This window comes from Paenirhodobacter huangdaonensis (assembly GCF_004022465.1).
Lineage (GTDB): Bacteria > Pseudomonadota > Alphaproteobacteria > Rhodobacterales > Rhodobacteraceae > Rhodobacter > Rhodobacter huangdaonensis.
Genome location: NZ_SAVA01000008.1, coordinates 1 through 25,649, shown reverse-complemented (window position 1 = coordinate 25,649; position 25,649 = coordinate 1). Strand labels below are relative to the sequence as shown.

The 25,649-nt window shown below is 69.4% G+C and carries 20 protein-coding genes; 8 read left to right on the top strand and 12 right to left on the bottom strand.

The annotated features are described in order from the left end of the window. Positions 1–151 precede the first annotated feature (151 nt). From xdhA to EOW66_RS13620, 8 genes are all read left to right on the top strand, one after another. Positions 152–1,552: a xanthine dehydrogenase small subunit gene (xdhA, locus tag EOW66_RS13655; RefSeq protein ID WP_128156881.1), complete on the top strand. Its 1,401-nt coding sequence runs from the start codon at positions 152–154 to the stop codon at positions 1,550–1,552. Continuing rightward, entirely contained in the window at positions 1,549–3,897 is a 2,349-nt protein-coding gene (xdhB, locus tag EOW66_RS13650) for a xanthine dehydrogenase molybdopterin binding subunit (RefSeq protein ID WP_128156880.1), read from the top strand. The genes xdhA and xdhB overlap by 4 nt, the downstream gene beginning before the upstream one ends. Next, complete coding sequence (gene xdhC / locus EOW66_RS13645; RefSeq protein WP_128156879.1) at positions 3,894–4,838, top strand: xanthine dehydrogenase accessory protein XdhC; 945 nt, start codon at positions 3,894–3,896, stop codon at positions 4,836–4,838. Before xdhB ends, xdhC begins: the two co-directional genes overlap by 4 nt. After that, positions 4,838–6,355 (top strand): ABC transporter ATP-binding protein, encoded by a 1,518-nt coding sequence (locus EOW66_RS13640; protein WP_128156878.1) that lies wholly within the window; start codon positions 4,838–4,840, stop codon positions 6,353–6,355. Before xdhC ends, EOW66_RS13640 begins: the two co-directional genes overlap by 1 nt. After that, entirely contained in the window at positions 6,352–7,431 is a 1,080-nt protein-coding gene (locus EOW66_RS13635; protein WP_128156877.1) for an ABC transporter permease, read from the top strand. The genes EOW66_RS13640 and EOW66_RS13635 overlap by 4 nt, the downstream gene beginning before the upstream one ends. Further along, positions 7,428–8,360, top strand: coding sequence for an ABC transporter permease (locus EOW66_RS13630; protein WP_128156876.1), 933 nt, complete (start codon positions 7,428–7,430; stop codon positions 8,358–8,360). The genes EOW66_RS13635 and EOW66_RS13630 overlap by 4 nt, the downstream gene beginning before the upstream one ends. 43 nt (positions 8,361–8,403) lie before the next feature. After that, complete coding sequence (locus EOW66_RS13625) at positions 8,404–9,486, top strand: BMP family ABC transporter substrate-binding protein (RefSeq protein WP_128156875.1); 1,083 nt, start codon at positions 8,404–8,406, stop codon at positions 9,484–9,486. A gap of 171 nt (positions 9,487–9,657) precedes the next feature. Further along, the gene (locus EOW66_RS13620; RefSeq protein WP_128156874.1) at positions 9,658–10,941 is read left to right on the top strand and encodes an NAD(P)/FAD-dependent oxidoreductase; all 1,284 of its coding nucleotides are present in this window, start codon (positions 9,658–9,660) and stop codon (positions 10,939–10,941) included. 96 nt (positions 10,942–11,037) lie between these two features. On the opposite strand, the gene EOW66_RS13615 is transcribed toward EOW66_RS13620, so the two are convergent. The 12 genes from EOW66_RS13615 to EOW66_RS13560 all read right to left on the bottom strand — a co-directional run. Next, positions 11,038–13,032, bottom strand: coding sequence for an OmpA family protein (locus tag EOW66_RS13615; RefSeq protein WP_128156873.1), 1,995 nt, complete (start codon positions 13,030–13,032; stop codon positions 11,038–11,040). 127 nt (positions 13,033–13,159) lie between these two features. Further along, on the bottom strand, positions 13,160–13,723 hold the full coding sequence (locus EOW66_RS13610; RefSeq protein WP_239017592.1) for a CHAP domain-containing protein: 564 nt from the start codon (positions 13,721–13,723) through the stop codon (positions 13,160–13,162). Between the two features lie 318 nt (positions 13,724–14,041). Continuing rightward, complete coding sequence (locus EOW66_RS13605; protein WP_128156872.1) at positions 14,042–15,538, bottom strand: sulfatase-like hydrolase/transferase; 1,497 nt, start codon at positions 15,536–15,538, stop codon at positions 14,042–14,044. Beyond that, positions 15,525–16,310, bottom strand: coding sequence for a phosphonoacetaldehyde hydrolase (phnX, locus tag EOW66_RS13600; RefSeq protein WP_128156871.1), 786 nt, complete (start codon positions 16,308–16,310; stop codon positions 15,525–15,527). Before phnX ends, EOW66_RS13605 begins: the two co-directional genes overlap by 14 nt. Beyond that, on the bottom strand, positions 16,307–17,500 hold the full coding sequence (locus tag EOW66_RS13595) for a 2-aminoethylphosphonate--pyruvate transaminase (protein WP_128156870.1): 1,194 nt from the start codon (positions 17,498–17,500) through the stop codon (positions 16,307–16,309). The genes phnX and EOW66_RS13595 overlap by 4 nt, the downstream gene beginning before the upstream one ends. 67 nt (positions 17,501–17,567) lie before the next feature. Continuing rightward, the gene (locus tag EOW66_RS13590; protein WP_128156869.1) at positions 17,568–18,581 is read right to left on the bottom strand and encodes an ABC transporter ATP-binding protein; all 1,014 of its coding nucleotides are present in this window, start codon (positions 18,579–18,581) and stop codon (positions 17,568–17,570) included. Next, entirely contained in the window at positions 18,578–19,576 is a 999-nt protein-coding gene (locus EOW66_RS13585; RefSeq protein ID WP_128156868.1) for an ABC transporter ATP-binding protein, read from the bottom strand. The genes EOW66_RS13590 and EOW66_RS13585 overlap by 4 nt, the downstream gene beginning before the upstream one ends. Before the next feature lie 3 nt (positions 19,577–19,579). Further along, a complete protein-coding gene (locus tag EOW66_RS13580; RefSeq protein ID WP_239017591.1) occupies positions 19,580–20,794 on the bottom strand; it encodes an ABC transporter permease in 1,215 nt (404 codons plus the stop codon). A gap of 1 nt (position 20,795) precedes the next feature. Then, entirely contained in the window at positions 20,796–21,788 is a 993-nt protein-coding gene (locus EOW66_RS13575) for an ABC transporter permease (RefSeq protein WP_239017590.1), read from the bottom strand. Positions 21,789–21,867: 79 nt separating this feature from the next. Beyond that, on the bottom strand, positions 21,868–23,922 hold the full coding sequence (locus EOW66_RS13570) for an ABC transporter substrate-binding protein (protein WP_128156867.1): 2,055 nt from the start codon (positions 23,920–23,922) through the stop codon (positions 21,868–21,870). A 111-nt stretch (positions 23,923–24,033) separates the two neighbouring features. Next, positions 24,034–24,918, bottom strand: a complete 885-nt coding sequence (locus EOW66_RS13565; RefSeq protein WP_128156866.1) for a LysR family transcriptional regulator — start codon at positions 24,916–24,918, stop codon at positions 24,034–24,036. Between the two features lie 295 nt (positions 24,919–25,213). Then, positions 25,214–25,649, bottom strand: a 436-nt coding sequence (locus EOW66_RS13560; protein ID WP_128156865.1) for a CoA-transferase, incomplete at its 5' end; no start/stop codon positions are given.

Here is a 25,649-nt window from a genome sequence, read left to right as displayed (position 1 = left end):
TAATCAACAGGTCAAAATTCTCGCAGCCCTCCGCTCCCCCACCCTTGCCAAGACCCGGCGCTTGGGCTTTTCTGGGGGGATGGGAGAGCCCTCCGCTCTATGCCGCATCGGGCGCGGGGTCGAAAACATCGGTATCGCGGCGGACATGACCATGGAAATCTCGTTTCTTCTGAACGGAGAAACCCGGGTGGCGCGGTTCGACGACCCCACCCTCAGCGTGCTCGACTGGCTGCGCGCCGAGGGGCTGACCGGCACCAAGGAAGGCTGCAACGAGGGCGATTGCGGCGCCTGCACGGTGATGGTGAGCGACGCCTCGGGCGCACGCGCGGTGAATGCCTGCCTGATGATGATGCCGCAGATCGCCGGCAAGGCGCTGCGCACGGTCGAGGGCATCGCCGCCCCCGACGGCACCCTGCACCCGGTGCAGAAGGCGATGGTCGAGTGCCACGGCAGCCAGTGCGGCTTCTGCACCCCGGGCTTCGTCGTCTCGATGGCGACGGCGCACCTGAACCACCGCACCGATCACGACGACATCCTCGCCGGCAACCTGTGCCGCTGCACCGGCTATGCGCCGATCATCCGCGCCGCCGAAGCGGCAAAGGACGCGCCCGCCGCCGACTGGCTCGCGGCTGACCGCGCCTTCACCTTGCCTGAAACACCCCAAGACATGCGGGCGGGGGTGCCGGGGCAGACAGCCCCCGCCTTCCTGCCCCGCTCCGCCGACGAACTCGCCGCCTGGTATCCGGCCCATCCCGAGGCGGTGCTGATCGCCGGCGCGACCGATGTCGGGCTGTGGGTGACGAAGCAGCTGCGCACCCTGCCCGCGGTTGCCTTCCTCGGCGGCTGCACCGAACTTGCCGAGATCACCGAGACCGGGACCGGTTTCACCATCGGCGCCGGCGTCACCATCGCCGCGCTGCGGGCCTGGGCCGAGGGGCCGCATCCGGCGCTCGCGGGGCTCCTGCGCCGCTTCGCCTCCGAACAGGTGCGCCAGGCCGCGACGATCGGCGGCAATATCGCCAATGGCTCGCCGATCGGCGACGGACCGCCGGCGCTGATCGCGCTTGGCGCCACCCTGACGCTGCGCCTTGGCGACACCCGCCGGAGCCTGCCGCTCGAGGAGTTCTTCCTCGACTACCGCAAGCAGGACCGCCACCCGGGCGAATTCGTCGAAAGCGTGAGCGTGCCGAAATCGGCACCGGGGCTTGCCTGCTACAAACTGTCGAAAAGGTTCGATCAGGACATTTCTGCTGTCTGCGGCTGCCTCAATCTGACCGTAGAAGGTTCGAAAATTGCAAGCGCGCGGATCGCCTTCGGCGGCATGGCCGGGGTGCCGAAACGCGCCTTGGTGCTCGAGGCGGCGCTGACCGGCGCGCCCTTCACCGAAGAGGCCGTCACCGCCGCGCTGCCCAGCTTGGCCGAGGATTTCGCGCCGATGAGCGACATGCGCGCCTCGGCCGCCTACCGGATGCAGGCCGCGCAGGCGATGGCGCTGCGCTACCTGCGCGAGCGGTCGGGCGAGCCCGTCTCGGTGCTGGAGGTGCAGGCATGAGCGTCGGCGCCCCCCTGCCCCATGACTCGGCCGAGCTGCACGTCACCGGCCGCGCGCGCTATGTCGACGATATCCCCTGCCCGGCGGGCACGCTGCATCTGGCCTTCGGTCTTTCGACCGAGGCGAGCGCCATGATCGAGGAGATCGACCTGAGTGCGGTGCGGCAAAGCCCCGGCGTCGTCGCGGTGCTGACCGCGGCGGACATGCCTTTCGCCAATGACGCCTCCCCCGCGCCACTGCCCGAGCCCGTGCTGGCCGAGGGCGAGGTGCATTACATCGGCCAGCCGATGTTCCTTGTCGTCGCCGAAAGCCACCGTGCCGCCCGTGTCGCGGCGCGCAAGGGCCGCATCCGCTATGCCCCCCGCAGGCCGATCCTGACGCTCGACGCGGCGCTGGCCGCCAACAGCCGGTTCGAGGGCGGCCCGGTCGTGTGGTCGCGCGGCGAGGTCGAGCCGGCGCTGGCCAATGCTACCCATCTCGCCGAGGGCACGGTCGAGATCGGCGGGCAGGAGCATTTCTATCTGGAAGGCCAGGCGGCGCTGGCGCTGCCCGAGGATATCGGCGTCACCATCCGCTGCTCGTCACAGCACCCGACCGAGGTGCAGCACAAGGTCGCCGAGGCGCTTGGCCTGCACATGCATGACGTGCGGGTCGAGATGCGGCGGATGGGCGGCGGCTTTGGCGGCAAGGAGAGCCAGGGCAATCACCTCGCCATCGCCTGCGCGGTGGCGGCGCGGCTGACCGGGCGGGCGTGCAAGATGCGCTACGACCGCGACGACGACATGGTGATCACCGGCAAGCGTCACGATTTCCGCATCCACTACCGCATCGGCGCCGATGCCGCGGGCAGGCTTCTCGGCGCCGAGTTCATCCAGCTCGCCCGCTGCGGCTGGTCGCCCGACCTCAGCCTGCCGGTCTGCGACCGCGCGATGCTGCACGCCGACAACGCCTATTTCATCCCGGCGCTGCGGGTCGAAAGCCACCGGCTGCGCACCAATACCCAGTCGAACACCGCCTATCGCGGCTTCGGCGGGCCGCAGGGGATGCTGGGCATCGAGCGCGCGATCGAGCATCTGGCGCATGTGATCGGCATCGAGCCCGCCGAGCTGCGCCGGCGCAACTTCTATGACGAGGCCGTGCCCCTGCCCCCGACGGGGGGGCCGTCTGCCCCCCCGAGCCCCCCCGAGAGTATTTCGGCCAAGAAAAAGCAGACGACCCATTACGGTCAGGAGGTGGAGGATTTCATCCTGCACGGGCTGCTGGCGGACTTGGAGAAATCAAGCGATTACACCGCCCGCAAGGCCGAGATCGCCGTCTGGAACAGCAAAAATCGAACCCTGAAGCGTGGCATCGCGCTGAGCCCGGTGAAATTCGGCATCTCCTTCACGCTGACCCATCTGAACCAGGCCGGCGCGCTGGTGCATGTCTATTCCGACGGCTCGGTCCTGCTCAATCACGGTGGCACCGAGATGGGACAGGGGCTGCACCGCAAGGTCTGTCAGGTCGCGGCGCGGGTCTTCGGCATCGACACCGAGGCGGTGCGGATCACCGCGAGCGATACCGCGAAAGTGCCCAACACCTCGGCCACGGCGGCCTCCTCGGGCGCCGACATGAACGGCATGGCGGTGCAGGCCGCCTGCGAGACCCTGCGCGAGCGGCTGGCCGGGTTCCTGGCGGCACGCGAGGGTTGTGCCCCGGGCGAGGTGGTCTTTGCCGGCGGCCGCGTCGCGGTGCCGGGCAGGGACTGGTCCTTTGCCGAGGTGGCGCTGGCCGCCTATGGCGCGCGGGTGTCGCTGTCCTCGACCGGCTTCTATGCCACGCCGAAGATCAGCTGGGACCGCGTCGCCGGGCGCGGTCGGCCGTTCTATTACTTCGCCTATGGCGCGGCGGTGACCGAGGTGGTGATCGACACGCTGACCGGCGAGAACCGGATCCTGCGCACCGACATCGTGCATGACGCGGGATCCTCGCTGAACCCCGCGCTCGACATCGGGCAGGTCGAGGGCGCCTATGTGCAGGGCGCGGGCTGGCTGACCACCGAGGAGCTGGTGTGGAACGCGAAGGGGCAGCTGACGACCCACGCCCCCTCGACCTACAAGATCCCGGCCTGTTCCGACCGGCCGCGGGTGTTCAACGTGCGGCTCTGGGATGCGCCGAACCGCGAGGAGACGGTGTTCCGCTCGAAGGCCGTGGGCGAGCCGCCCTTCATGCTGGGGATCTCGGCCTTCCTCGCGCTGAATGCGGCCTGTGCGGCCTGTGGCCCGGCCTGGCCCGATCTGCAGGCGCCGGCGACGGCCGAGGCGGTGCTGGCCGCCGTCGCCCGGGCTCGGGGCGCGGCAGCATGAGCCTCGATCCAGACGCGCTGATCCGGGCCGCCGCGCGTGGCCCCTTCGTGCGCATCACCGTCGCCGAGGTGCGCGGTTCCGCCCCGCGCGAGCCGGGCGCGGCGATGCTGGTCTGGCCCGACCGGACCGAGGGCACGATCGGCGGCGGGCGGCTGGAATTCGAGGCGATCGCCCGCGCCCGCGCGACGCTTGCGCCGCATCTCGACCGCATCGCACTTGGCCCGGCGATGGGGCAGTGCTGCGGCGGCGCCGTGGTGCTGGCCTATGAGCCGATGACGGCCGCGACGGTCGCGGCCCTTGCCCCGGGCTGGCACGCCCGTCCGGTGGGCGGGCCGGCCGAGATGCCGCTCGCGCTGCGCCGGGCCCTTGCCCGCGCCCGCGACCGCGGCGAGGCCCCTGCCCTGCTGATCGAGGGCTGGCTGATCGAGGAAGTCGCGCCGCGGGCGACCGAGCTCTGGATCTGGGGCGCGGGCCATGTCGGGCGCGCGCTTGCCGGCGTGCTTGCCCCCCTGCCCGGGCTGCGGCTTCGCTGGGCCGACACCGGGCCCGAGCGCTTTCCCGAGGGCATCCCCGAGGGCGTCGAGACGCTGATCGCCGAGAGCCCGGCCGATCTTGTTTCCCTTGCCCCCACCACCGCGCGCCACCTGATCCTGACCTATTCTCACGCCCTCGACCTCGAGCTGTGCCACCGGCTGCTTGACCACGGCTTTGCCGCCTGCGGGCTGATCGGCTCGGCGACGAAATGGGCAAGGTTCCGGTCGCGGCTGGCAGATCTGGGCCATTCCGAAGCCCAAATTTCCCGCATTGCCTGTCCGATAGGCGATCCGACCTTCGGGAAGGCGCCGCAGGCCATTGCGATTTCGGTCGCCGCCGCGCTACTGAAAGAACTGAGCGCCACAAGAGCCGGAACGGCCAGCACATTGGAAGGACGCGCCGGGTGATGGGGACAGCACTTTTGAAGATCGAGGGCCTGACCAAGGCCTATCCCGGGGTCGTGGCCAATGACGGCGTCGGATTCGAGGTCGGCCGCGGCGAGGTGCACGCGCTTCTGGGCGAGAACGGCGCCGGCAAGTCGACGCTGGTGAAGATGATCTACGGCCTGGTGAAGCCCGATTCGGGCACGATGACCTTCAACGGCGCCCCCTACACCCCGGCCGAGCCGCGCGCGGCGCGGCTGTCGGGCGTGGCGATGGTGTTTCAGCACTTCTCGCTCTTCGAGGCGCTGAACGTCGCCGAGAACGTCGCCCTCGGCATGGAGAACCCGCCCGCGATGCGCGACCTTGCGCGCCGCATCCGCGAGATCTCGGCCGCCTACGGGCTGCCGCTCGACCCCGATCGGCTGGTCGGCGACCTGTCGGCGGGCGAGCGCCAGCGCGTCGAGATCATCCGCTGCCTGCTGCAGGACCCGAAGCTGCTGATCATGGACGAACCGACCTCGGTCTTGACGCCGCAGGAGGTCGACATCCTGTTTCACACCCTGCGCAAACTGTCGTCCGAGGGCACGGCGATCCTCTACATCAGCCACAAGCTCGAGGAGATCCGCTCGCTCTGCGATGGTGCGACGATCCTGCGCGGCGGCAAGGTGGTGGGGTCTTGCGTGCCGCGCGAGAAGACCGCGCGCGAGCTGGCCGAGATGATGGTGGGCGGCGAGTTCACCACCACCGACCGCAGCGGCCGCGCGCTTGGCGCGACGATCTTCGAGGTGAAGGCGCTCTCCCTGCCTGCGATGTCGCAATTCGGCCCGTCGCTGCGCGAGGTGTCGCTGTCGCTGCGCGCGGGCGAGGTGCTGGGCATCGGCGGCGTCGCCGGCAACGGTCAGGAAGAGCTGCTCGCCACGCTCTCGGGCGAGGTGCCCTCGGCCCCCGGCACGGTGAAGCTGCACGGGCAGGACATTTCCGACCTCGGGCCGAACGACCGGCGCCGGCTGGGCCTGCAGGGCGCGCCGGAAGAGCGGCTCGGCCATGCCGCCGTGCCGAACATGAGCCTGACCGACAATGCGCTGCTGACCGGCACCGTGCGCCGGCCGCTGACCCGCAAGGGCTTCCTCGACATGACCGCGGCGCGGCTCTTCGCCGAGGAGATCATCCAGGCCTTCGACGTGCGCACCCCCGGCCCGCAGGTGGCGGCGCGCGCGCTCTCGGGCGGCAACCTGCAGAAATTCGTGATCGGCCGCGAGGTGTTGCAGGCGCCCGAGGTTCTGGTCGTGAACCAGCCCACCTGGGGCGTCGATGCGGCCGCGGCGGCGGCGATCCGGCAGGCGCTGCTTGACCTTGCCGCGAAGGGCGCGGCGGTGATCGTGATCTCGCAAGACCTTGACGAGCTGATGGAAATCGCCGACCGCTTCTGCGCGTTGAACGAGGGACGGCTCAGCGATCCGCGCCCGACCGAGGGGCTGACGATCGACGAGATCGGGCTGATGCTGGGCGGGGCCCACGGAATGGCGGAGGCGGCGCAATGATCCGGCTGGTGAAACGGCCCGTGCCCTCGAAGGCATGGTCCTGGGCGACGCCCCTGATTGCCGTTCTGGCGACGATGATCGCTGGCGGCATCCTGTTCGCGGCGCTTGGCAAGAACCCGGTCGAGGCGATCCGGGTGATCTTCTGGGATCCGCTCTTCGGCCCGAACGCGGGCTATTTCCGCGGCCAGTTGCTGGTGAAGGCGGCGCCCTTGATCCTGATCGCCTCGGGCCTTGCGGTGGGGTTCAAGGCCGGGATCTGGAACATCGGCGCCGAGGGGCAATACATCATCGGCGCGATCTGCGGCGCGGCGCTGGCGCTTGCCGTCTATCCCACCGAAAGTGCGTGGCTGTTTCCGGCGATGGTGATCCTCGGCGCGCTTGGCGGGTTCCTCTGGGGGCTGATCCCGGCACTTCTGAAGGTGATCTTCGGCACGAACGAGATCCTCGTCTCGCTGATGCTCGTCTACGTGGCGCAGAACCTGCTTGCCTACATGGCCTTCGGGCCGCTGAAGAACCCCGAGGGCTATGGCTTTCCGGGCTCGCGCAACCTGCAGCAATACGCCTCGGCGCATAACCCCGAGCTGATCGTGGGCACCGGCGCGCATTGGGGCGTGCTGGCGGCGCTGGTTGCGGTGATCTTCACCTATATCCTGATGCACCGCCACATCGCCGGCTTCCGCATCCGCGTCGCGGGCGAGGCGCCGCGGGCGGCGCGCTTTGCCGGCGTGGTGCCGGCGCGGCTGGTGGTGTTCTGCCTCGGCCTCTCGGGCGCGCTCGCCGGTCTTGCGGGGCTGTTCGAGGTCTCGGGCCCCTCGGGGCAGATCACCGACAGCTTCAATGCGGGCTATGGCTTCACCGCGATCATCGTCGCCTTCCTCGGCCGGCTGCATCCGATCGGCATCTTCCTCGCCGGCCTGCTGATGGCGCTGACCTATATCGGCGGCGACATGGCGCAGCTGATGCTGTCGCTGCCCTCGGCGGCGATCCAGGTGTTCCAGGGGATGCTGCTGTTCTTCCTGCTGGGATTCGACCTGCTCACCAATTACCGTGTCCGCATCGGGAGGGCCCGCGCATGATCCTCGGCGGCATCGACATCGTCACGCTGATCGCCACGCTGATGGCGGCCTCGACCCCGGTGCTGCTGGCGGCGACGGGCGAGCTCGTCGCCGAGAAGTCGGGCGTGCTGAACCTCGGCGTCGAGGGGATGATGATCATCGGCGCCGTCGCGGGCTTTGCCGCGGCCGTCGGCACCGGCAGCCCGGTGCTGGGCTTTCTGGGCGGCGCCCTTGCCGGCGCGCTGCTCGCCACGCTCTTTGCCGTGCTGACCCAGGTGTTCCTGTCGAACCAGACCGCGACCGGGCTTGCCCTCACGCTCTTCGGGCTCGGCCTGTCGGCGCTCTTCGGCAAGGGCTTCGAGGGGGTGCGGCCGCCCGCCACCGGCAAGGTGCCCTTCGGCCCGCTGAGCGAGATCCCGGGACTTGGCCGCATCCTCTTTTCGCATGACTGGGTGGTCTATCTGTCGCTTGCCCTCGTCGTCGCGGTCTGGGCCTTTCTCAGGTTCACCCGTGCCGGGCTGGTCCTGCGCGCCGTGGGCGAGAATGCCGAGGCGGCGCATGCGCTTGGCTACCGGGTCGTCGCGGTGCGTATGGCCGCGCTTGCCTTCGGCGGCGCGCTGGCCGGGCTGGGCGGCGCCTATCTCAGCCTCGTGCGCGTGCCGCAATGGACCGAGGGGATGACCGCCGGCGCCGGCTGGATCGCGCTCGCCATCGTCGTCTTCGCCTCCTGGCGTGCCGGGCGGGTGCTGATCGGCGCCTATCTCTTCGGCGGCATCACCGCGCTGCAGCTGCAGCTGCAGGCCGCGGGCTATGCGATTCCGGTGCACCTGCTGTCGATGGCGCCCTATGTGCTGACCATCGTCGTGCTGGTCGTCCTCTCCGCCATCCACCGCCGCGGGGTGCAGGCCGCGCCTGCTGCCCTCGGCCGGTCGTTCCATGCCTCGACCTGAGGCAGCCATCCGGGCCTTCGGGCCTCAACCACGGGGAGTTCCCATGAACCGCAGAACCTTCCTTCAGACCACCGCCGCGACCGCCGTCGCCGCTGCCGCGGGCCTGCCCGCCCGCGCCGCCGATCCGCTGAAAGTGGGCTTCATCTATGTCGGCCCGATCGGCGACATGGGCTGGTCCTATCAGCACGATCAGGCCCGTCAGGCGATCGCGAAGGAATTCGGCGACAAGATCGTCACCACCTATGTCGAGAACGTGCCCGAGGGCCCGGACGCCGAGCGCGCCCTGACCCAGCTCGCCCTCGAGGGCAACCAGCTGATCTTCGCGACCTCCTTCGGCTTCATGGATGCCACCGTGAACGTGGCGAAGAAGTTCCCGAACGTGAAGTTCGAGCACGCCACCGGCTACAAGCGCGCCGACAACCTTTCGACCTATGACGCGCGCTTCTACGAGGGCCGCGCGATCCAGGGCACCATCGCCGGCCGGATGACGAAGAGCAACAAGATCGGCTACATCGGCTCGTTCCCGATCCCGGAAGTGGTGCAGGGCATCAACTCGGCCTACATCCACGCCAAGAAGGTGAACCCGGATGTCGAGATCAAGGTGGTCTGGGCCTATACCTGGTTCGACCCCGCGAAGGAGGCCGATGCCGCCGCCGCGCTGATCGCCGAGGGCTGCGACGTGATCATGCAGCACACCGACTCGACCGCGCCGCAGGCGAAGGCCCAGGAAGCCGGCAACGTCATCACCTTCGGTCAGGCCTCGGACATGGCGGCCTTCGCGCCGATGCCGCGCGTCACCTCGACGATCGACAACTGGGAGCCCTATTACAAGAAGCGCGTCACGGCGATGCTCGACGGCAGCTGGACCTCGGAATCGACCTGGGGCGGGATCGGCACCGGCATGGTGAAGATCGGCGAGATCAGCTCGGCGGTGCCGGCCGAGGTGAAGACCGAGGTCGAGGCGCTCGAAGCCAAGATCGCCTCGGGCGAGTACCACCCCTTCACCGGCCCGCTGAACAAGCAGGACGGTTCGGCCTGGCTCGCCGCGGGCGAGACCCCGGACGACGGCACCCTCGCCGGGATGAACTTCTTCGTCGAAGGCATCAAGGCCGAACTGCCGAAGTGATCTGCAGCCCCGGTTGCACGGAAGGCGGGCCCCCGGGCCCGCCTTTTTTCATTGGTCCGCGCGGGAATTGACCTGCATCATTGCGCTTGACAGAAGATTTCGTCACATTCAGGTATGCGAATGCATACTGCCGCGCACCGTCGCGGCACTTCAGGGAGAGAGGGAAGAGGAATGGCACATATCGTGGTTCTCGGAGCCGGGCTTGGCGGCGCCATCATGGCCTACGAGCTGCGCGACAACGTCCGCAAGGAAGACAAGATCACGGTCATCACCAAGGACCCGCAATACCATTTCGTGCCCTCGAACCCCTGGGTCGCCGTCGGCTGGCGCGACCGCAAGGACATCTCGATCGACCTGGCGCCGACGATGGCACGCAAGGATATCGACTTCGTCCCCGTCGCCGCGGCCCGCCTGCACCCCGAGGAGAACCGCGTCGAGCTGGTCGACGGCCGTTCGATCTCCTACGACTACATCGTCATCGCCACCGGCCCCGAACTGGCCTTCGACGAGATCGAGGGGCTCGGCCCCGACGGCTTCACCCAGTCGATCTGCCACGTCGATCATGCCGAGAGTGCCCGCACCGCCTTCGAGCGGTTCTGCGAAAAGCCCGGCCCGATCATCATCGGCGCGGTGCAGGGCGCAAGCTGCTATGGCCCGGCCTATGAGTTCTGCTTCATCCTCGACACCGCGCTGCGCAAGATGAAGATCCGCGATCAGGTGCCGATGACCTTCATCACCTCGGAACCCTATGTCGGCCATCTCGGCCTTGACGGGGTGGGCGACACCAAGGGGCTGATGGAATCGAACCTGCGCGACAAGCACATCAAGTGGATGACCTCGTGCAAGGTGCAGAAGGTCGAGGACGGCAAGATGACCGTCGAGGAGATCGCCGACGACGGCACCTCGAAGGGGGTGAAGGAGATGCCCTTCGGCTATGCGATGATGCTGCCCGCCTTCCGCGGCATCCCGGCGCTGATCGGGCTCGAGGGGCTGGTGAACCCGCGCGGCTTCGTGATCGTCGACAAGTATCAGCGCAACCCGAAATACCGCAATGTCTTCGGCGTCGGCGTCTGCGTCGCGATCCCGCCGGTCGGCCCGACCCCGGTGCCGGTCGGCGTGCCGAAGACCGGCTTCATGATCGAGTCGATGGTCAGCGCCACCGCGCATAACATCGGCAACCTCGTGCGCGGCAGCGAGCCCGACGAGGTCGGCACCTGGAACGCCGTCTGCCTGGCCGATTTCGGCGATCAGGGCATCGCCTTCGTGGCGCAGCCGCAGATCCCGCCGCGCAACGTGAACTGGTCGGCGCAGGGCAAATGGGTGCATTGGGCGAAGGAGGGCTTCGAGCGCTATTTCATGCACAAGCTGCGCAAGGGCACCTCGGAAACCTTCTACGAGAAGGCCGCGATGAAGATGCTCGGCATCGACAAGCTGAAGGCGACGAAAAAGGGATAAGCTCCGGAGGAGACGGGCCGGCCACTCGGGCCCGGTTCGGAGCAGGCCCGCCGAGGCGGGCAAGGAAGGCGGGCCGCAAGGCCCGCCTTTTCCGTCTCACTCCTGGGCGACGTCGAGCAGCCCGGTGATCCGGCGCACCACGGTGCGGCGGTTCGCAGCCTCTGCGCCCGAGGTCGGCACCAGCAGCTCTTCCTCGCCATAGCCCTGCACGACCATGTTTTCCGACGGCACGCCGTAATAGTCGCTCAACGCAAGGGCGAGCGATTCCGCCCGCCGGTCGCTCAGCGCGAGGTTATAGGCCGGATCGCCCACCGCATCGGTGTGGCCCTCGACGAGGAAGACCTCTTCGGGGTTCGCGGCGATCATGTCCTGCATCGTGCGGCCCAGCTCGGACAGGGCCGGCGCCTGGTCCGGCCCGATCGCCGCCGAACCCGAGGGGAAGATGACGTTCTGCACCGTCACCGCGGGGGCAAGCGCCCGCACCTGCTCGATCTGGCGGATCTGCGCCAGGCTGAAGGCCCGGTTCGCCGGGTTCTGCGCCGCGAGCGCCTCGCGCAGCGCCGCCTCGTTGTTGCTCGAGGAGTAATAGCCCGTCGGCGCGGGCAGCGTCGCGTAATCGACCGGCGCGAGGTCGCGCGAATCGTCGATCAGCACATAGCGGCGCCCGTCGGGGTCGATCCGCACCCGTTTCACGATCCGCCGCATCGGGTCGTAGAGGGTGACGATCTGCGTGCCGTCGGGCTTCGTCGCCACCGTGCGCAGCGAGCCGTCAGGATAGCTCTCCGAGCTCATCGTCGTGCCGGGCTGGCGCATCAGCACGTCATCGTCCTTGAGCACCGAATAGCTGCCGTCGGGGTTGCGCACCACGACCCGGTCGCCCGAGTTCGCCGCGACCCGGCTGCCGTTGTTCAGCAGCGCCCCCACCGCGAGCGCGCCGAGGCCGAGGATGGCGAGCTTCTCGAGGTCGGACAGACCGCTGTCCTTCTTATGCGCACGCGGCTGGCCATACGGGTTGGTGTGGAAGTCCTGCCCCGGGCGACGGGTGTTTTCGCGGGTGAAGACCTGGCGCTGGATCCGCACGCCGGGCGGCGGCGGCGCCTTCGGGTCGATCCCGGCCGAAAGCGCCTCGTTGCGCGGCGGCTTCACCGGCAGCACCGGCACCGGCCTGGGCGGCAGGCGGTTTTGCGAATCGAGCGCGTCACGCAGGTTCGGCGGCAGGCGCTGCGGCTGCGGCGGCTGCAGCCCGGGCCGGGCCTGCTGCTGCCCGGGGAGCAGCGGAACGATCTGCGGCGGGGGCGGATTGCCCGGCTGCTGTCCCGGCACAGGCCGGACCCCCGGCTGCGGTTTGGCGGGTTTCGGCTGCATCTGCGCCGGAAGCTGTCCGCCCGGCTGCGGCTTTGCCGGCTTCGGCTGCCGTGGCACCGGCGGATTGTCCGACGGCTGAGCGACGACAGGCGGCAGCCCCCCCGCTTGCGGCTTCGCCGGCTTCGGAGTGCCCGGCTGCGGCGTGCGGGGCGACGGCGCCTCTCCCGGAGGCTTTTGCCAGAACGGCGTGGTCGGAACCGGAGTGCGTTCGGGGCGGGCCTGCTGGCCCGGCAACTGCACGCGGTTCTGGTTTTGATTCTGGTTCCGGTTCTGGTTCCGGTTCGGCCACACCGCATCCGCACCTTGCGAGGGCTGCGGCTTCGCAGGTTTCGGCTGCAACGGCTGCGGCGTTGCGGGCTGCGGCTTTGCCGGCTTCGGCTGCAACGGCGTGGGCTGCGCCGTCTTCGGCGGCCTGGCCGGTTGCGCCGGGCGCAGCCCGGGCATCGCCGGGGGCGTCGCCGGTGTGGCCGGAACCGCGCGGCGCTGCTGCTGCAGCGGCGTGTCAAAGGGCTCGTGCGTCTTCTTCTGCGGTTTCGGCGGTTTCACCGCATTGCCACCGCCACCGCCCTGCCCCGCGCAGATCCTGCGCGCCTCGTTCGCGGACTTGCCATCGGCGATCTGCGCCGCAACACAGCTCGACCCCGCGTTACCCTGCGCCTCGATCACCGTCGGCTGCAGGATCGAAAGACCGGCGACCAACGCCGTGGTCATCCTGAGGATCTTCATGTCTCAACTCCCGTCACGACGGACACAGCCGTCGATCCCGGTCATATAAGCATGCTTGCGGAAGAAAGTTCCGGCGCGGCCCGATCTGCGGCAAAAATACCCGTGATCGGCTCGAGATCGGCTGAACTCAGCCGTTCGCCGCGACCTTGTAGATGAAACCGTAGGTCGGATAGACGCTGCCCGGGGTGTTCGGCAGCGTTTCCACCCGCACCCGCGACCAGTCGTTCGCCGGCGAGACATCCACCACCGCCATGTCGAGCGACACCTTGTTGCGGTGCCAGTTCGCGTGATCGACGAGGATCCGGCGTTCAGAGACGATGCGCGAGACGACCGCGACATGGCCCATCGGCATGCCGCGGGTGGCGCGGAAGTTCAGCACCGCGCCGACGATCGGGCGCTGCCCCTTCGGGTAAAGGTTCGTCGCCTTCTGCCACCAGGTCTTGGCATTGCCCTGGATGTTGATGCCGCTCACCTCGCGGGCGAAGGGCACGCACCAGATCCGGCCGCGCCGGGTCTGCATCGCCGAGGATTGCGCAACGGCCTGCTTCAGCTCTTCGGGCGCCACCGAGGCGACGCGCACCACCTGTTCCTCCTGCCGCTGGTGTCGGGATTCCGCCTGCACCGGCATCCCGCCGGAGAGGAACATCGCACAGCCCAGAACGGCGGTCGCAACAAGCGTCTTCAAAGCCATCAGTTCGCCTTCGCAGATCGGTCGACAGGAACGGTCTGCTGCATCGCGGCGAAACCGTGCGCACAGCAATTCCAGATCGGGGTCCGCAAGCAAAGCCAAGAAGCCCTGCCGGCCGGAAAGCGGGCGGGAAACGGCCGAAACCGTTTTCAACGATGCGCGGTTTCCCGCTCACGCCGGCCTCGGATAACGGATTGTTGACCTCCCGCGCCCGGTTTGCCCCGCCAGCGCCAGAATCTCCCGCCCCCAGCCCCGGCGGGCCGGGGGAAAAGAGATTCGGACCGGCGCCCGGCAGAGAATCGGGGCAATCGCCGCAGCCGCTCAGCCGGCTGCACCGAGTCCGGTCAGGCGCCGGTCGGCGCGCTCCATCCGCAGATCGAGCATTGCGGTGCGCAGCCGCGCGACATGGGCGCGGCCCTCGACCGTCTGCGCAAGGTCTCGGGTCTCGGCCGGGTCGGCCTGGCGGTCGAACAGCAGCGGCGGCAGCCCGCCGTTGAAATGCACGAGCGTATGCGTCGCATCGCGCAGGATCGCGGCGTTGCAGCGGGTCTCGGGCAGGCCGAAGGCACGCTGGAACCGGGTCGGAACGCCGGGCTCGGCGAGGTCGATCTCGGTCAGTGCAACCCCGCGCCAAGCGTCCGGCCGTTCGCCGCGCAGGAAGGGCGTCAGCGGCGCCCCGTCCATCGCCGCGGGCGGCACGCCCCCCAGCAGGTCGAGCAGCGTCGGCGTGACATCGACGGTCGAGACCACATCCGCGACCACCCGCCCGGCCTGCGCCCCGGGCGCGCGGATCACGAGCGGCACCTGATGCGCCGCGGCCAGAATGTTGTCCTTGCCCCAATAGCCCTGATCGCCCAGCATCTCGCCGTGATCGGCCATCAGCACGAGCACGGTGCGCCCGGCCTGCCCGGTCGTGTCGAGCCAGTCGAGAATGCGGCCAAGATGCGCGTCGAGCTCGGCCACGAGGCCAAGATAGATGGCGCGCAGATCGGCCACCGCCGCGGGGCCAAGCGCCTCGCAGCGGCCGTCAAAGCCCCAGTAGAGCCCGACTTGCGACGGCGCCGAGAACCAGGCATCGCGGAACGGATGCGCGGCGCCCCCCGGCACCGGCGCCGGGATGCGCGCGGTCTCGGCGAGCCGGTTCCAGGGCGCCGGCGCGACCAGCGGCGGGTGCGGGCGGATATAGGTCAGATGCGCGCTCCACACCCCGTCGCGCCGTGCCTCGAGCGCCTCGAGCGTGCGGTCGGTCAGAAAGGCGGTGTCGCTGTCCTCGGCGCGGTAGAGCGCGGGGGCGCGCAGCCCCGCGCCCGCCGGGCGATAAAGGTCGAACCAGCGCGCCGGCAGCGGCTCGGGCAGAGCATAGCCGCGCCGGCGCAGATGCCCGATCCAGGCCAGCGGCGCCTCGAAGCGCATCTCGACGATTTCGCGAAAGCCGCGGGCGGGCAGCTCGTAGGTGGCAAGGTCCGGGTCGCGCGGATCGCGCTCGGCCGGGTCGGCCGCCATGTCGCAATAGCCAAACAGCAGCGGTTCGCGGCCAAGGCGGCGCAGCTCGGTCGCCAGCGTGGCGTGATGGCGCGCGACCGGCGCGCCGTTGCGGATGCCGCGGTGGTTGAAGGCGTAAAGCCCGGTCAGCAGCGAGGCGCGCGACGGCCCGCAGGGCACCGCGGCGGTGAAGCAATTGGCAAAGCTCACCCCCTCGGCCCGCAGCCGGTCGAGCGCCGGCGTCGGCACGATCCCCGCCAGCGCGCCCGACAGAACATCGGCGCGCAGCTGATCGAGGGTGACAAGCAGCAGGTTCAGGGCCTCAGGCTTCGGCATCGAGACGCTCCAGAAGGGCGGGCAGATCCGCCACCGTGTCGATCACGTGATCGGCGCCCGCCGCCGTCAGCAGCGCCGTGGCCCCGGCGCGCAGCCGCGCGCGCTCGGCCGCAGACGTGGCGGCAAGCGCCTCGGGCGTCAGCCCGACGGCATTGCCCGAAAGCGCTACCCCCACCGTCAGGCAGCCCGCCGCCACCCCCTCGGCAATGCCGGGCGCGGTGTCGTCGACCTTGACCACCGCGGCCGGCGGATAGACCTGCAGGTCGATGAAGCAGCGATACATGCCAAGCGGGCCGGGCCGGCCCTCGGGCAGATCGTCGGCGCAGACGAGGCAGTCGGGGGCATAGCCCTGCGCCGCCGCCACCGGCAGCACCCGCTCCATGATCGAGCGCACATAGCCGGTGGTGGAGCCGATCTTCAGCCCCGCCGCGCGCAGCTGCGCCACCGCCTCGCGGCAGCCCGGCACTAATGTCGCATAGCGCGCGACCACTTCCTCGTTCATCGGCACGAAGACCTCGTAAACCCTGTCGACATCGGCATCTTCGGGCAGCCGGCGGTGAATGTCACGCCATTGCGCCGCGATCTCCGGCAGGTCCATCATCGCCCGGATATGATCCCATTTCGGCTTGCCCATCGGGCCGCGCGCCTGCGCCACGCTCACCGTGATGCCGAAGCGCGCGAAGGCCTCGACGAAAACCCCCATCGGCGCGAAGGAGCCGAAGTCGATCGTCGTGCCGGCCCAGTCGAAGACCACCGCCTTGAACCGGTTCATGCCGCCACCTCCGCCAGGAACCGCGCCCGTTCCCCGAGCGCCGCGCCGCAGGGTGCGGCGTCGCGCACCCCGGCCTCGGCCAGGGTGTCGTGCACGGCGGCAAGGACCGCGTCGATCACCCCGGTGTCGAGCCGTCCGATCGTGCCGATGCGGAAACTGTCGACCTCGGTCAGCTTGCCCGGATAGAGGATGAACCCCTTCGCCTTCATCCGGTCGTAGAAATCGGCAAAGACGAAGGCCGGATCGGCGGGGCAGAAGAAGGTGGTGATGACCGGGCTGAGCCAGGCATCGCTCAGCAGCGTCTCGAAGCCCATCTGCCGCATCCCCGCCACCAGCCGGTCGCGGTTGGCCGCATAGCGCGCGCCGCGCGCGGCAACACCGCCCTCTGCCTCGTGCTCGCGCAGCGCCTGCAGGAAGGCCGCGACGGCATGGGTGGGCGGGGTGAAGCGCCATTGCCCCGAGCGCTCGAACTCGGCCGATTGCGCGGCGATGTCGAGGCAAAGCGCATGGGCGTTGCCCGCGGCCCCGGCGAGCGCAGCGCGCCGCACCAGCACGAAGCCGAAGCCCGGCACCCCCTCGATGCATTTGTTGGCCGAGCTGACCAGCGCGTCGAAGGCGATCTCGGCGGGCAGCACCGGCACCGCGCCGAAGGCGGACATGCTGTCGATCAGCAGCCGGCGCCCGGCCGCGGCCACCGCCGCGGCGATCTCGGCAAGCGGGTTGAGGATGCCCGAGGAGGTCTCGCAATGGATCGCCACGACATGGCTGATCGCCGGGTCCTGCGCCAGGATCGCCGCCACCTCGGCACCGCGCGGCGGCAGGTAGTCGCCCTTGTCGAGCACCACCACCGCGCGCCCCATCACCCGCAGCATCTGCGCCGCGCGCGCGCCATAGGCGCCGTTCGCCAGCACCAGCGCCCGCCCGGCGCGCGGCACCAGCGTGCCGAGCATCGCCTCGACGCAATAGCTGCCCGAGCCCTGCATCGGCACGCAGGTATAGGCCTCTCCCCCCGGACCGAGCAGCGCGACGAGGCGGGCGCGGACCTCGGCGGTCATGGCGCGGAAGTCGCTGTCCCAGCTGCCGAGATCGGTCAGCATCGCGGCCTTGACCGCAAAGGAGGTGGACAGCGGTCCGGGGGTCAGAAGCCAGGGCTCGCCCCTGCGCGGCGGTTCGATGAGGAGGTCGGTCACGTCTGTCTCCGAAAGAGGGAAGAAAAGGCGGCCACAGAGCGCGGCCGCCGGGGAAAGGGGGTGCGGCTCAGGGTCTGGCGCGCGCCAGGTCGAGCTCTTCGGCGAAATGGCAGGCGACGAAATGCTCGGGGGCGATCTCGCGCCAGGCCGGCACCGCGTCGCGGCAGGCGGCGCGCGCGAAGCGGCAGCGCGAGTGGAAGCGGCAGCCCGTGGATGGCTCGGACGGGTCCGGGATCTCGCCCTCGAGCCGGTCCGGGTGGAAGCCCAGATCGGGGTCGGGCTGCGGCACGGCCGACAGCAGCGCATGGGTGTAGGGATGGCGCGGCGCGAAGAACAGCGCCTCGGTCGGCGCATATTCGACGAAACGGCCGACATACATCACCGCAACCCGCCGGCTGATCTGCGCCACCACCGAAAGGTCATGCGCGATGAACAGGAAGCTGACCCCGGTCTCCTGTTGCAGCGTGTGCAGCAGGTTGACGATCTCGGCCTGGATCGAGACGTCGAGCGCCGAGACGCTCTCGTCGCAGACGACGAAATCGGGGCGCGCGACGAGGGCGCGGGCGATGCAGATGCGCTGCCGCTGGCCGCCGGAGAAGGCATGGGGAAAGCGGCGCAGATGCTCGAGGTCGAGCTTGCAGCGCGCCGCGATCTCGCGCACCCGCGCGTCGATTTCGGCGCGCTCCCGCAGCAGCCCGGTCGCGACCAGCGGCTCGGCGATGATGTCGCGCACCGTCATCCGCGGATTCAGACTGGAATAAGGGTCCTGAAAGACCAGGCTCATCCGCGGCCGGACCGCGCGCAACGCCGCCCCCGCAAGCGCGGAAAGCTCGATCGCGCCCTCGGGCCCGTGCAGCAGCACCTGCCCCGCCGTCGGGTCGAGCGCGCGCAGGATCGCGCGGCCGACCGTGGTCTTGCCCGAGCCGCTTTCGCCGACAAGCCCGACGGTCTCGCCGCGGCGGATGTCGAAGCTGACCCCGTCGACCGCACGCAGCGGCGCGCGACGGCGGCCGAAAAGCCCCCGGCCTCCGGTCTCGAAAGTGACCTCGAGATCCCTCACCTCGATCAGCGGGCCGTTCATGCGACACTCCTTTCGCCGGCGTGCAGATGGCAGCGCACCACGCGCCCGCCGCCAAGATCGACCGGCTCCGGCGCCCGCGTGGCGCAGATCCCGGCAAGCGCCTCGGCGCAGCGCGGATGGAACGGGCAGCCCGCGGGCCGCGCCGAGGGGCTCGGGATCTCGCCCGGCACCGGATGCAGGCGCCCCTCGAGCCGGTCGAGCCGCGGGATCGCCGCGATCAGCCCGCGGGTGTAGGGATGCGCGGGCGCCTGCAACAGCGCGCGCACCGGGCCGCGCTCGACGATCGTGCCGAGATACATCACCGCCACCTCCTGCGCGACCCGGGCGATCACCCCGAGGTCATGGCTGATGAAGATCATCGCCATGCCGAGATCACGCTGCAGGCCCCGCATCAGATCGAGCACCTGCGCCTGGATCGTCACGTCAAGTGCGGTCGTCGGCTCGTCGGCGATCAGCAGCCGCGGCCCGGCCGAAAGCGCGAGCGCGATCATCGCACGCTGCCGCATCCCCCCGGACAGCGTATGCGGATACTGGTCGATGCGCCGCTCCGGGCTGGCGATGCCGACCTTCGCCAGCATCTCGATCGCCAGCGCCCGCGCCGCGCGCCCCTTCAGCCCGCGGTGCAGCCCGATCGCCTCGGTGATCTGGTTGCCGATCGTGTAGACCGGGCTGAACGAGGCCATCGGCTCCTGAAAGATCATCCCGATCTCGCCGCCGCGCAGCCGGCGCAGCGCCCGCGCGCGCGGCGACAGCCGCTCGATCGCGATCGCCTGCCCGGCCGTGTCGACATAGCGCATCCGGCTTTGCGCGCCGAGCGTGGCGGTGCCCGGCAGCAGCCGCATCAGCGCCTTCGCGGTGACCGACTTGCCCGAGCCGCTCTCGCCGACAAGGCCGAGAGTGCGGCCCTCGGCCAGAGCGAAGGAGACGTCCGCGACCGGGGTCACGATGCCCTCGTCGGTGCGGAAGGTGACGGAAAGATTCTCGACGGAAAGCATGGATCACCCGTTCTGGCCATAAGGGTCGGCAGCGTCGCGCAGCCCGTCGCCCAACAGCGTGAAGGCAAGCACGGCAAGCACCACGAAACCGGCAGGAATGAAAAGCCACGGCGCCTGTTCGATCACCTGCACCGACTGCGCCTGTTGCAGCATCACCCCCCAGGACACCGCGGGCGGCCGCAGCCCGAGGCCGACGAAGCTCAGCGCCGTTTCCGACAGGATCATGTAGGGGAAGGAGATCACCAGATCGACGATGATGAAGCTGGTGAAGGAGGGCAGCATGTGGCCGGCGATGATCCGCGCCGGGCGCGCGCCCGCCAGCCGGGCCGCAAGCACATAATCCTCGCCCCTGATCGACAGCAGCTGCGAGCGGATGCGCCGCGCAAGCGTCGGCCAGCCGAACAGGCCGAGGATCAGCGTCATCGCGAAATAGACCTGCGTCGAGGACCATTCCTTCGGCATCGCCGCGGCAAGCCCCATGTAGAGCGGGATCACCGGGATCACCCGCACCACCTCGGTCACGCGCTGGATCGCAGCGTCGACAAGCCCGCCCGCATAGCCCGCGATGCCGCCGATCGCCAGCGCCAGACTGAACGAGATCAGCACCCCGAGCACGCCGATCGACAGCGAGGTGCGGGTGGCGTGAAGGGTGCGCGAGAACACGTCGCGGCCAAGCGGATCGGTGCCCCACAGGTGCAGCGGCGCGCCGCTTGCGCGCCCGAAAAGCCGCACCGACAACGGGATCACGCCCAGCAGCCGCACCGCCGGACCCGGCACGAAGAAGGCGACCGGGTCGCGTTGGTCCGGATCGGGCACCGCCCGCAGGCGCAGCGTCACCGGATCGCGCTCGGTGCGGGCGCCGTGCACGAAGGGGCGCAGCGAACAGCCCTTCGCATCGCAGAAGGCGGGGAGTTGCGGCGGCCCGGCCAGATAGGCGCGGTCGCGCTCGGTCGGCGCGCAGGGGGCGATGACATCGGCGAGCAGGCCGGCAAGCACCATCGCCCCGAGCAGCAGCGCCGCCAGCAGCGCGCCGCGGTGGCACCGGAAGCGCCACCAGACAAGCCGCCACTGGCCGGCGGAATAATACCGCTCGCGGCGTGCGCGTGCGCGGCGTTCGGCCGGGGTCTCGGTCCGGGGCGCGGTCCGGGTCTCGGGCGGGGTGGCCGGCGGGGTCGCGGGCAGCGCCCGGGCCTCGGACAGGTGGCGCATGTCGTTCATCTCAGCCCCCCAGCCGGATCCGCGGATCGAGCCAGGCAAGCAGCAGATCCGAGACGAAGTTCAGCGCGACGATGACCACGGTCAGCAGCAGCAGGATTGCGCCGGCGACGTTCATGTCGAGATCGAGGAAGGATTTCAGCAGCAGGTCGCCCAGCTCGGTCAGCCCCAGCACCGCGGCGACGATCGGCAGCTCGGAAAAGATCCGGTTCACGTCGAAGCCGATGGTCGAGACCACGGGATTGAGCGCCAGCCGCGCCGGGTATTTCAGCAACAGCCGCATCTCGGGCAGGCCGCGCGCCCGCGCCGCGATGACCGAGAGCTTGCCAAGCTCGTCCGACATCGTCGCCCGCACCGTCTGGATCTGGTAGGCCATCGCCGACCAGGCCAGCACCAGCGCCGGCAGCCACAGGTGCTTGACCAGATCCCACAGCTTGGCCGCCGACCAGGGCGCCTTCTCATAGGCCTGGCCGAACAGCCCGCCCACCGAGGCGCCGAACCAGCGGTTGGCGAAATAGAGCAGCACCAGCGCCAGCAGGAAGTTCGGCAGCGCAAGGCCGAGATAGGACAGAACCGTCAGCCCGTAATCGGTGGCGGTGCCGCGCCGCACGGCGGCATAGATCCCGATCGGGATCGAGACCGCATAGGTGAGCGCCAGCGTAACGAACAGCAACCCGAGCGTCAGCCAGACCTTCTGCCCGATGATCGCATTGACCGAGGTCTCGAAGGCATAGGCCTTGCCGAAGTCGCCGCGCAGCACGATCCCGCCGACCCAGTCGAGGTAGCGCAGCGGTGCCGGCCGGTCGAGACCGAGCGTGTGCCGGATCGCCGCCACATCCGCCTCGGTGATGGTAACGCCGGTGCCGGAGTATTTCCGGAACGCATAGCGATCGGCATAATCGCCCGGCGGCAGCTCCATGATCGCGAAGACCATGACCGACACCAGGACCAGCGTCACCGCCATGCCGACGGCCCGCCCGGCCAAGAACCGCAGCATCGCGGCCTCCCCTTTTTCGTGACAAGTTCAGGATCGCCGCCCCGGAAGCATCCCCGGGGGCGCACGGTCTTTGCGCGCCTCAGTCGCGGAAGAACCACTGCTGCGGACGATAGGAATAGGTCCAGTAGAAGTCGTAGGTCTTCGCCGTCTGCGGCCGGAAGTTGGCCAGACGCGCATCATAGACATAGGGCGAGGGGATATCGGCCACGACGCCGATCTTCAGCAGGTTGTCGAGATGGATCCGGATGATCTCGGCGCCGATCTCGTTGCTGCGCGCGCTGCCAAGCGGCTCGGTGACGAACTCTGCCCCGAGCGGCCACAGCCGGGCGATGTCGGCGGGCGGCGCGCTGCCCTCGGCACCGTTCTTCTCGTGCCACTTCACCCAGTCGAACCCGCCGCCCGGGTTGAAGAAATCGCCGAAGGGCGGCATCAGCATCGTCGCGTCCTGGCTGATGAACGGGCCGGTGATGCCGTCGTTCTTCCAGATGAAGACATCGACGTCGTTGTTGTTGGCGCTGGCGCGGTATTCGTCGGTGGTGACCTCGCGGATATCGACCTGCAGCCCGAGCTTCGCCCATTGGCCGCGCACCAGCTCGTGCAGCTGCACCGGCGAGCCCTGCGAGGCGAAGACGAGGCGCAGCGTCAGCGGCGCTCCGTCCGGGCGCAGGCGCAGCCCGTCGGGCCCCGCCTTCAGGCCGATCTCGTCAAGCAGCCGGTTCGCCGTCTCGGGATCGAAGGCGGTGAAGGCGGTCTTGTCGGCCTCGGTGATGAAATCGACGGTGCGCGGCTCGGCCGGCAGGGCCTGTTGCGTGCGGCCCTGGCCGAGATAGACGATCTCGCGGATCTCCTCGCGGTCCATGCCAAGCGACAGCGCCCGGCTGAAGCGGGGGTCGCTGAAGATCGCGCGCAGCACCGGGTCCTTGTCGTTGCGGTTGAAGCTGTAGAAGACGTTCTCGCCGAAGGTCGGCGCCAGCACCGCCCTGTAATGGCCCTTCGCCTCGTTCTCCTTGAGCAGCGGGAAGTCGTTCAGCTCGAGCGCCTGCTCCTTCCAGGTGACATCGCCGTTCAGGATGCGCAGGTTGACCACCTCGCGCTCGGGCACGAAGGCCTCGTGGATCTCGGGGATGTAGGGCAGCTGGTTGCCGGCGGTGTCGACCATGTGGAAATAGGGGTTGGCGACCAGCCTGCGGCCCTCGGCACTCTCCTCGACGACGATGTGCGACTCGAGCGTCGGCACCGCATTCTTGCCGATCCGGGCGGCAAGGGCCGGGTCCTTCATCATCGCCGAGGGCACATCCTTCCAGTCGGAATTGCCATAGTAGAAGTTCACCGCATCGCCCTCGGTCGCAAAGCCATACTCGGCGCGCAGCGCGGCGGCATCGGGATTGAACTTGTCCATGAACCGCGCCAGCCAGTGCCGCGGCTGGAAGGTCTGGCCATAGTCGACCGCCCAGCGGTTGAGCAGGTTCGGCTGCGGCGTCGGGAAGGTGAAGCGGACATGCTCGGCGTCGAGCGCCTCGACCGTCGCCGGCTTGCCGTCGAACAGCCAGCGGTCGGGCACCTTCGCCGTCACCGCCGGGTTCAGCAGCAGGTCGTTATACCAGAAGACGATGTCATCGGCGGTGAAGGGCACGCCATCCGACCACTTGTGCCCCTTGCGCAGGGTGAAGGTCAGCTGGGTGAAATCGGCGTTCCAGTCCCAGGATTTCGCGACATTGGGCACGATCGTCTTCAGGTCGTCGGCATAGCGCACCAGGTTCACATGCCGCACCGACAGCATGTCCGAGGTGCCCGACTCGGTCGCGCGCGAGACGCCGTTGATGACCCCGCCATAGCTGCCGATCGCCTCGTAGGGCGCAACCACCAGCGGCTCGGCCGGCAGCCGCGCGGCGAGCGGCGGCAGCGCCGGATTGCCGAGGATGCGCGCGTTCAGCGCCGCGCTCGCGGGGTTCGCGGCAAAGCCCAGCGTGCACCCTGCCGCCGCCTGGAAGGCGTCGAGCTCGAACTGCTCGGGATAGGCCGGCTCGAGGCCCTGCATGTCGGCGACGGTCACGGCGGGACAGCCCGCGGCAAGCGCAGCGGTGCCGGACAGGCCGAGGACGGTGCTGCAGGCCAGAACGGCAAGACGGTTCATTCGCATCGGTTTCCCTCCAGGATGAGCGATGCGCCGTGCCTAGGCCGTCCATGTGACATTCAAATGACTGATAAAAAAGTATAGTTTAAGCAAATGATCCTTTCGGAAGCCCTATGCCGCGGGCTCTGCCGCAAGGGCGTACAGCGCCGAGACCTGCGCGGTCTGGCGCAGCTCCGGCAGCGCCACCAGATAATGGCCAAGCTCGAGCTGCGGCGGGCCGATCCGCACCGCCGCGACGCGGGTGTCATCGGGCTCGATCTCGCCACGCATCGCGATGCCGAGGCCAAGCCCCTGCGCCACCGCCTCGCGCATCGATTCCCATGAGCCGAGATCGAGCCCGCGCGCCGGCGCCACGCCGAGCCGCGTCACCATCGCGTCGAAGGCCCGGCGCGTGCCCGATCCCTCCTCGCGCCGGATCAGCGTCAGCGCGCCGATCTCCTCCCAGCCGATGCTGCCGCGCCGGGCCAGATCCGAACCGCGCCGGGCCATCAGCACCACTTCCTCGCGCCGCATCTCGAGCGCGTCGAGCCCCGGCTCGGGCGTGCCGAGGGTGATGAAGGCGGCCTCGATGTCGCCCCGGCGCAGCGAGGCGAGCAGTTCGTAGGACCCCGCCGAGCGGGCCTCGATCCGCACCGCAGGGTGGCGGGCGATGAACCGGCCGAGCACCCCCATCACGAACTGATGGGTGGAATAGCCGATCCGCAGGAAGCCCCCGGTCAGCTCCTCGTGGCCGCGCAGATGGGCGTCGACCTCGTCCGAGAGCGCCAGGAGCGCCTGGATCTTCGGCAGCAGCACCGCAAGCCGCGCATTCGCGACGAAGCGGTTGCCCTGGCGGTCGAACAGACGGGTGCGCAGCCGCCCCTCGATCTGCGAGACATGGTTCGACACCGACGGCTGCGACAGGCCGATCGCCTGCGCCGCCGTGCCGATGCCGCCGTGCCGGGCCACCGCCTCGAGCACGGCGAGCTGAACAAGGGAGAGTTCCGGTTTGCGCATCGCATCCTCGGTTGTCGCGGGTCCTGCCCCCGTTCAAGCATCGCGGGGCCCGCGGCGCAATCCCGCACAGCGGGCGCGGACCGCCAGCGCATTGCGCCCCCGGGGAGGCCCTCTGTCCGACCGGCGCGGGGGGCGCTGCCCCCTCGGCCTTCGGCCTCACCCCCGGGATATTTCGGGCGATTGGAAGCCGGGGAGGGACAGGAGGGGGCGGGGGCCGGAACGGGGCCGGGGGCCGGAACGGGCGAAGGCCCCGCGGGGGCGCGGGGCCTTGCGGGTGTGGGTGCGGCGGGGCGCGTCAGTCGACGATCGTCGCCTCGGTCGCGGCGCGCAGCTGCGCCTCGCTCACGCCGTCGGCGAGCTCGACGATGTGCAGCCCCTTGTGCGTCACGTCGAGCACGCCGAGATTGGTGATGATCCGGTCGACCACGCCCTGGCCGGTCAGCGGCAGCGTGCAGGCCTTCAGCACCTTCGACTCGCCGTGCTTGTTGGTGTGGTCCATCACCACGACGACGCGCTTGACGCCGGCGACGAGATCCATCGCGCCGCCCATGCCCTTGACCAGCTTGCCCGGGATCATCCAGTTCGCCAGATCGCCCTTTTCCGACACTTCCATCGCGCCGAGGATCGCCATCGCGATCTTGCCGCCGCGGATCATCCCGAAGGAGGTGGCGCTGTCGAAATAGGCGGTCTGCGGCAGCTCGGTGATCGTCTGCTTGCCGGCGTTGATCAGA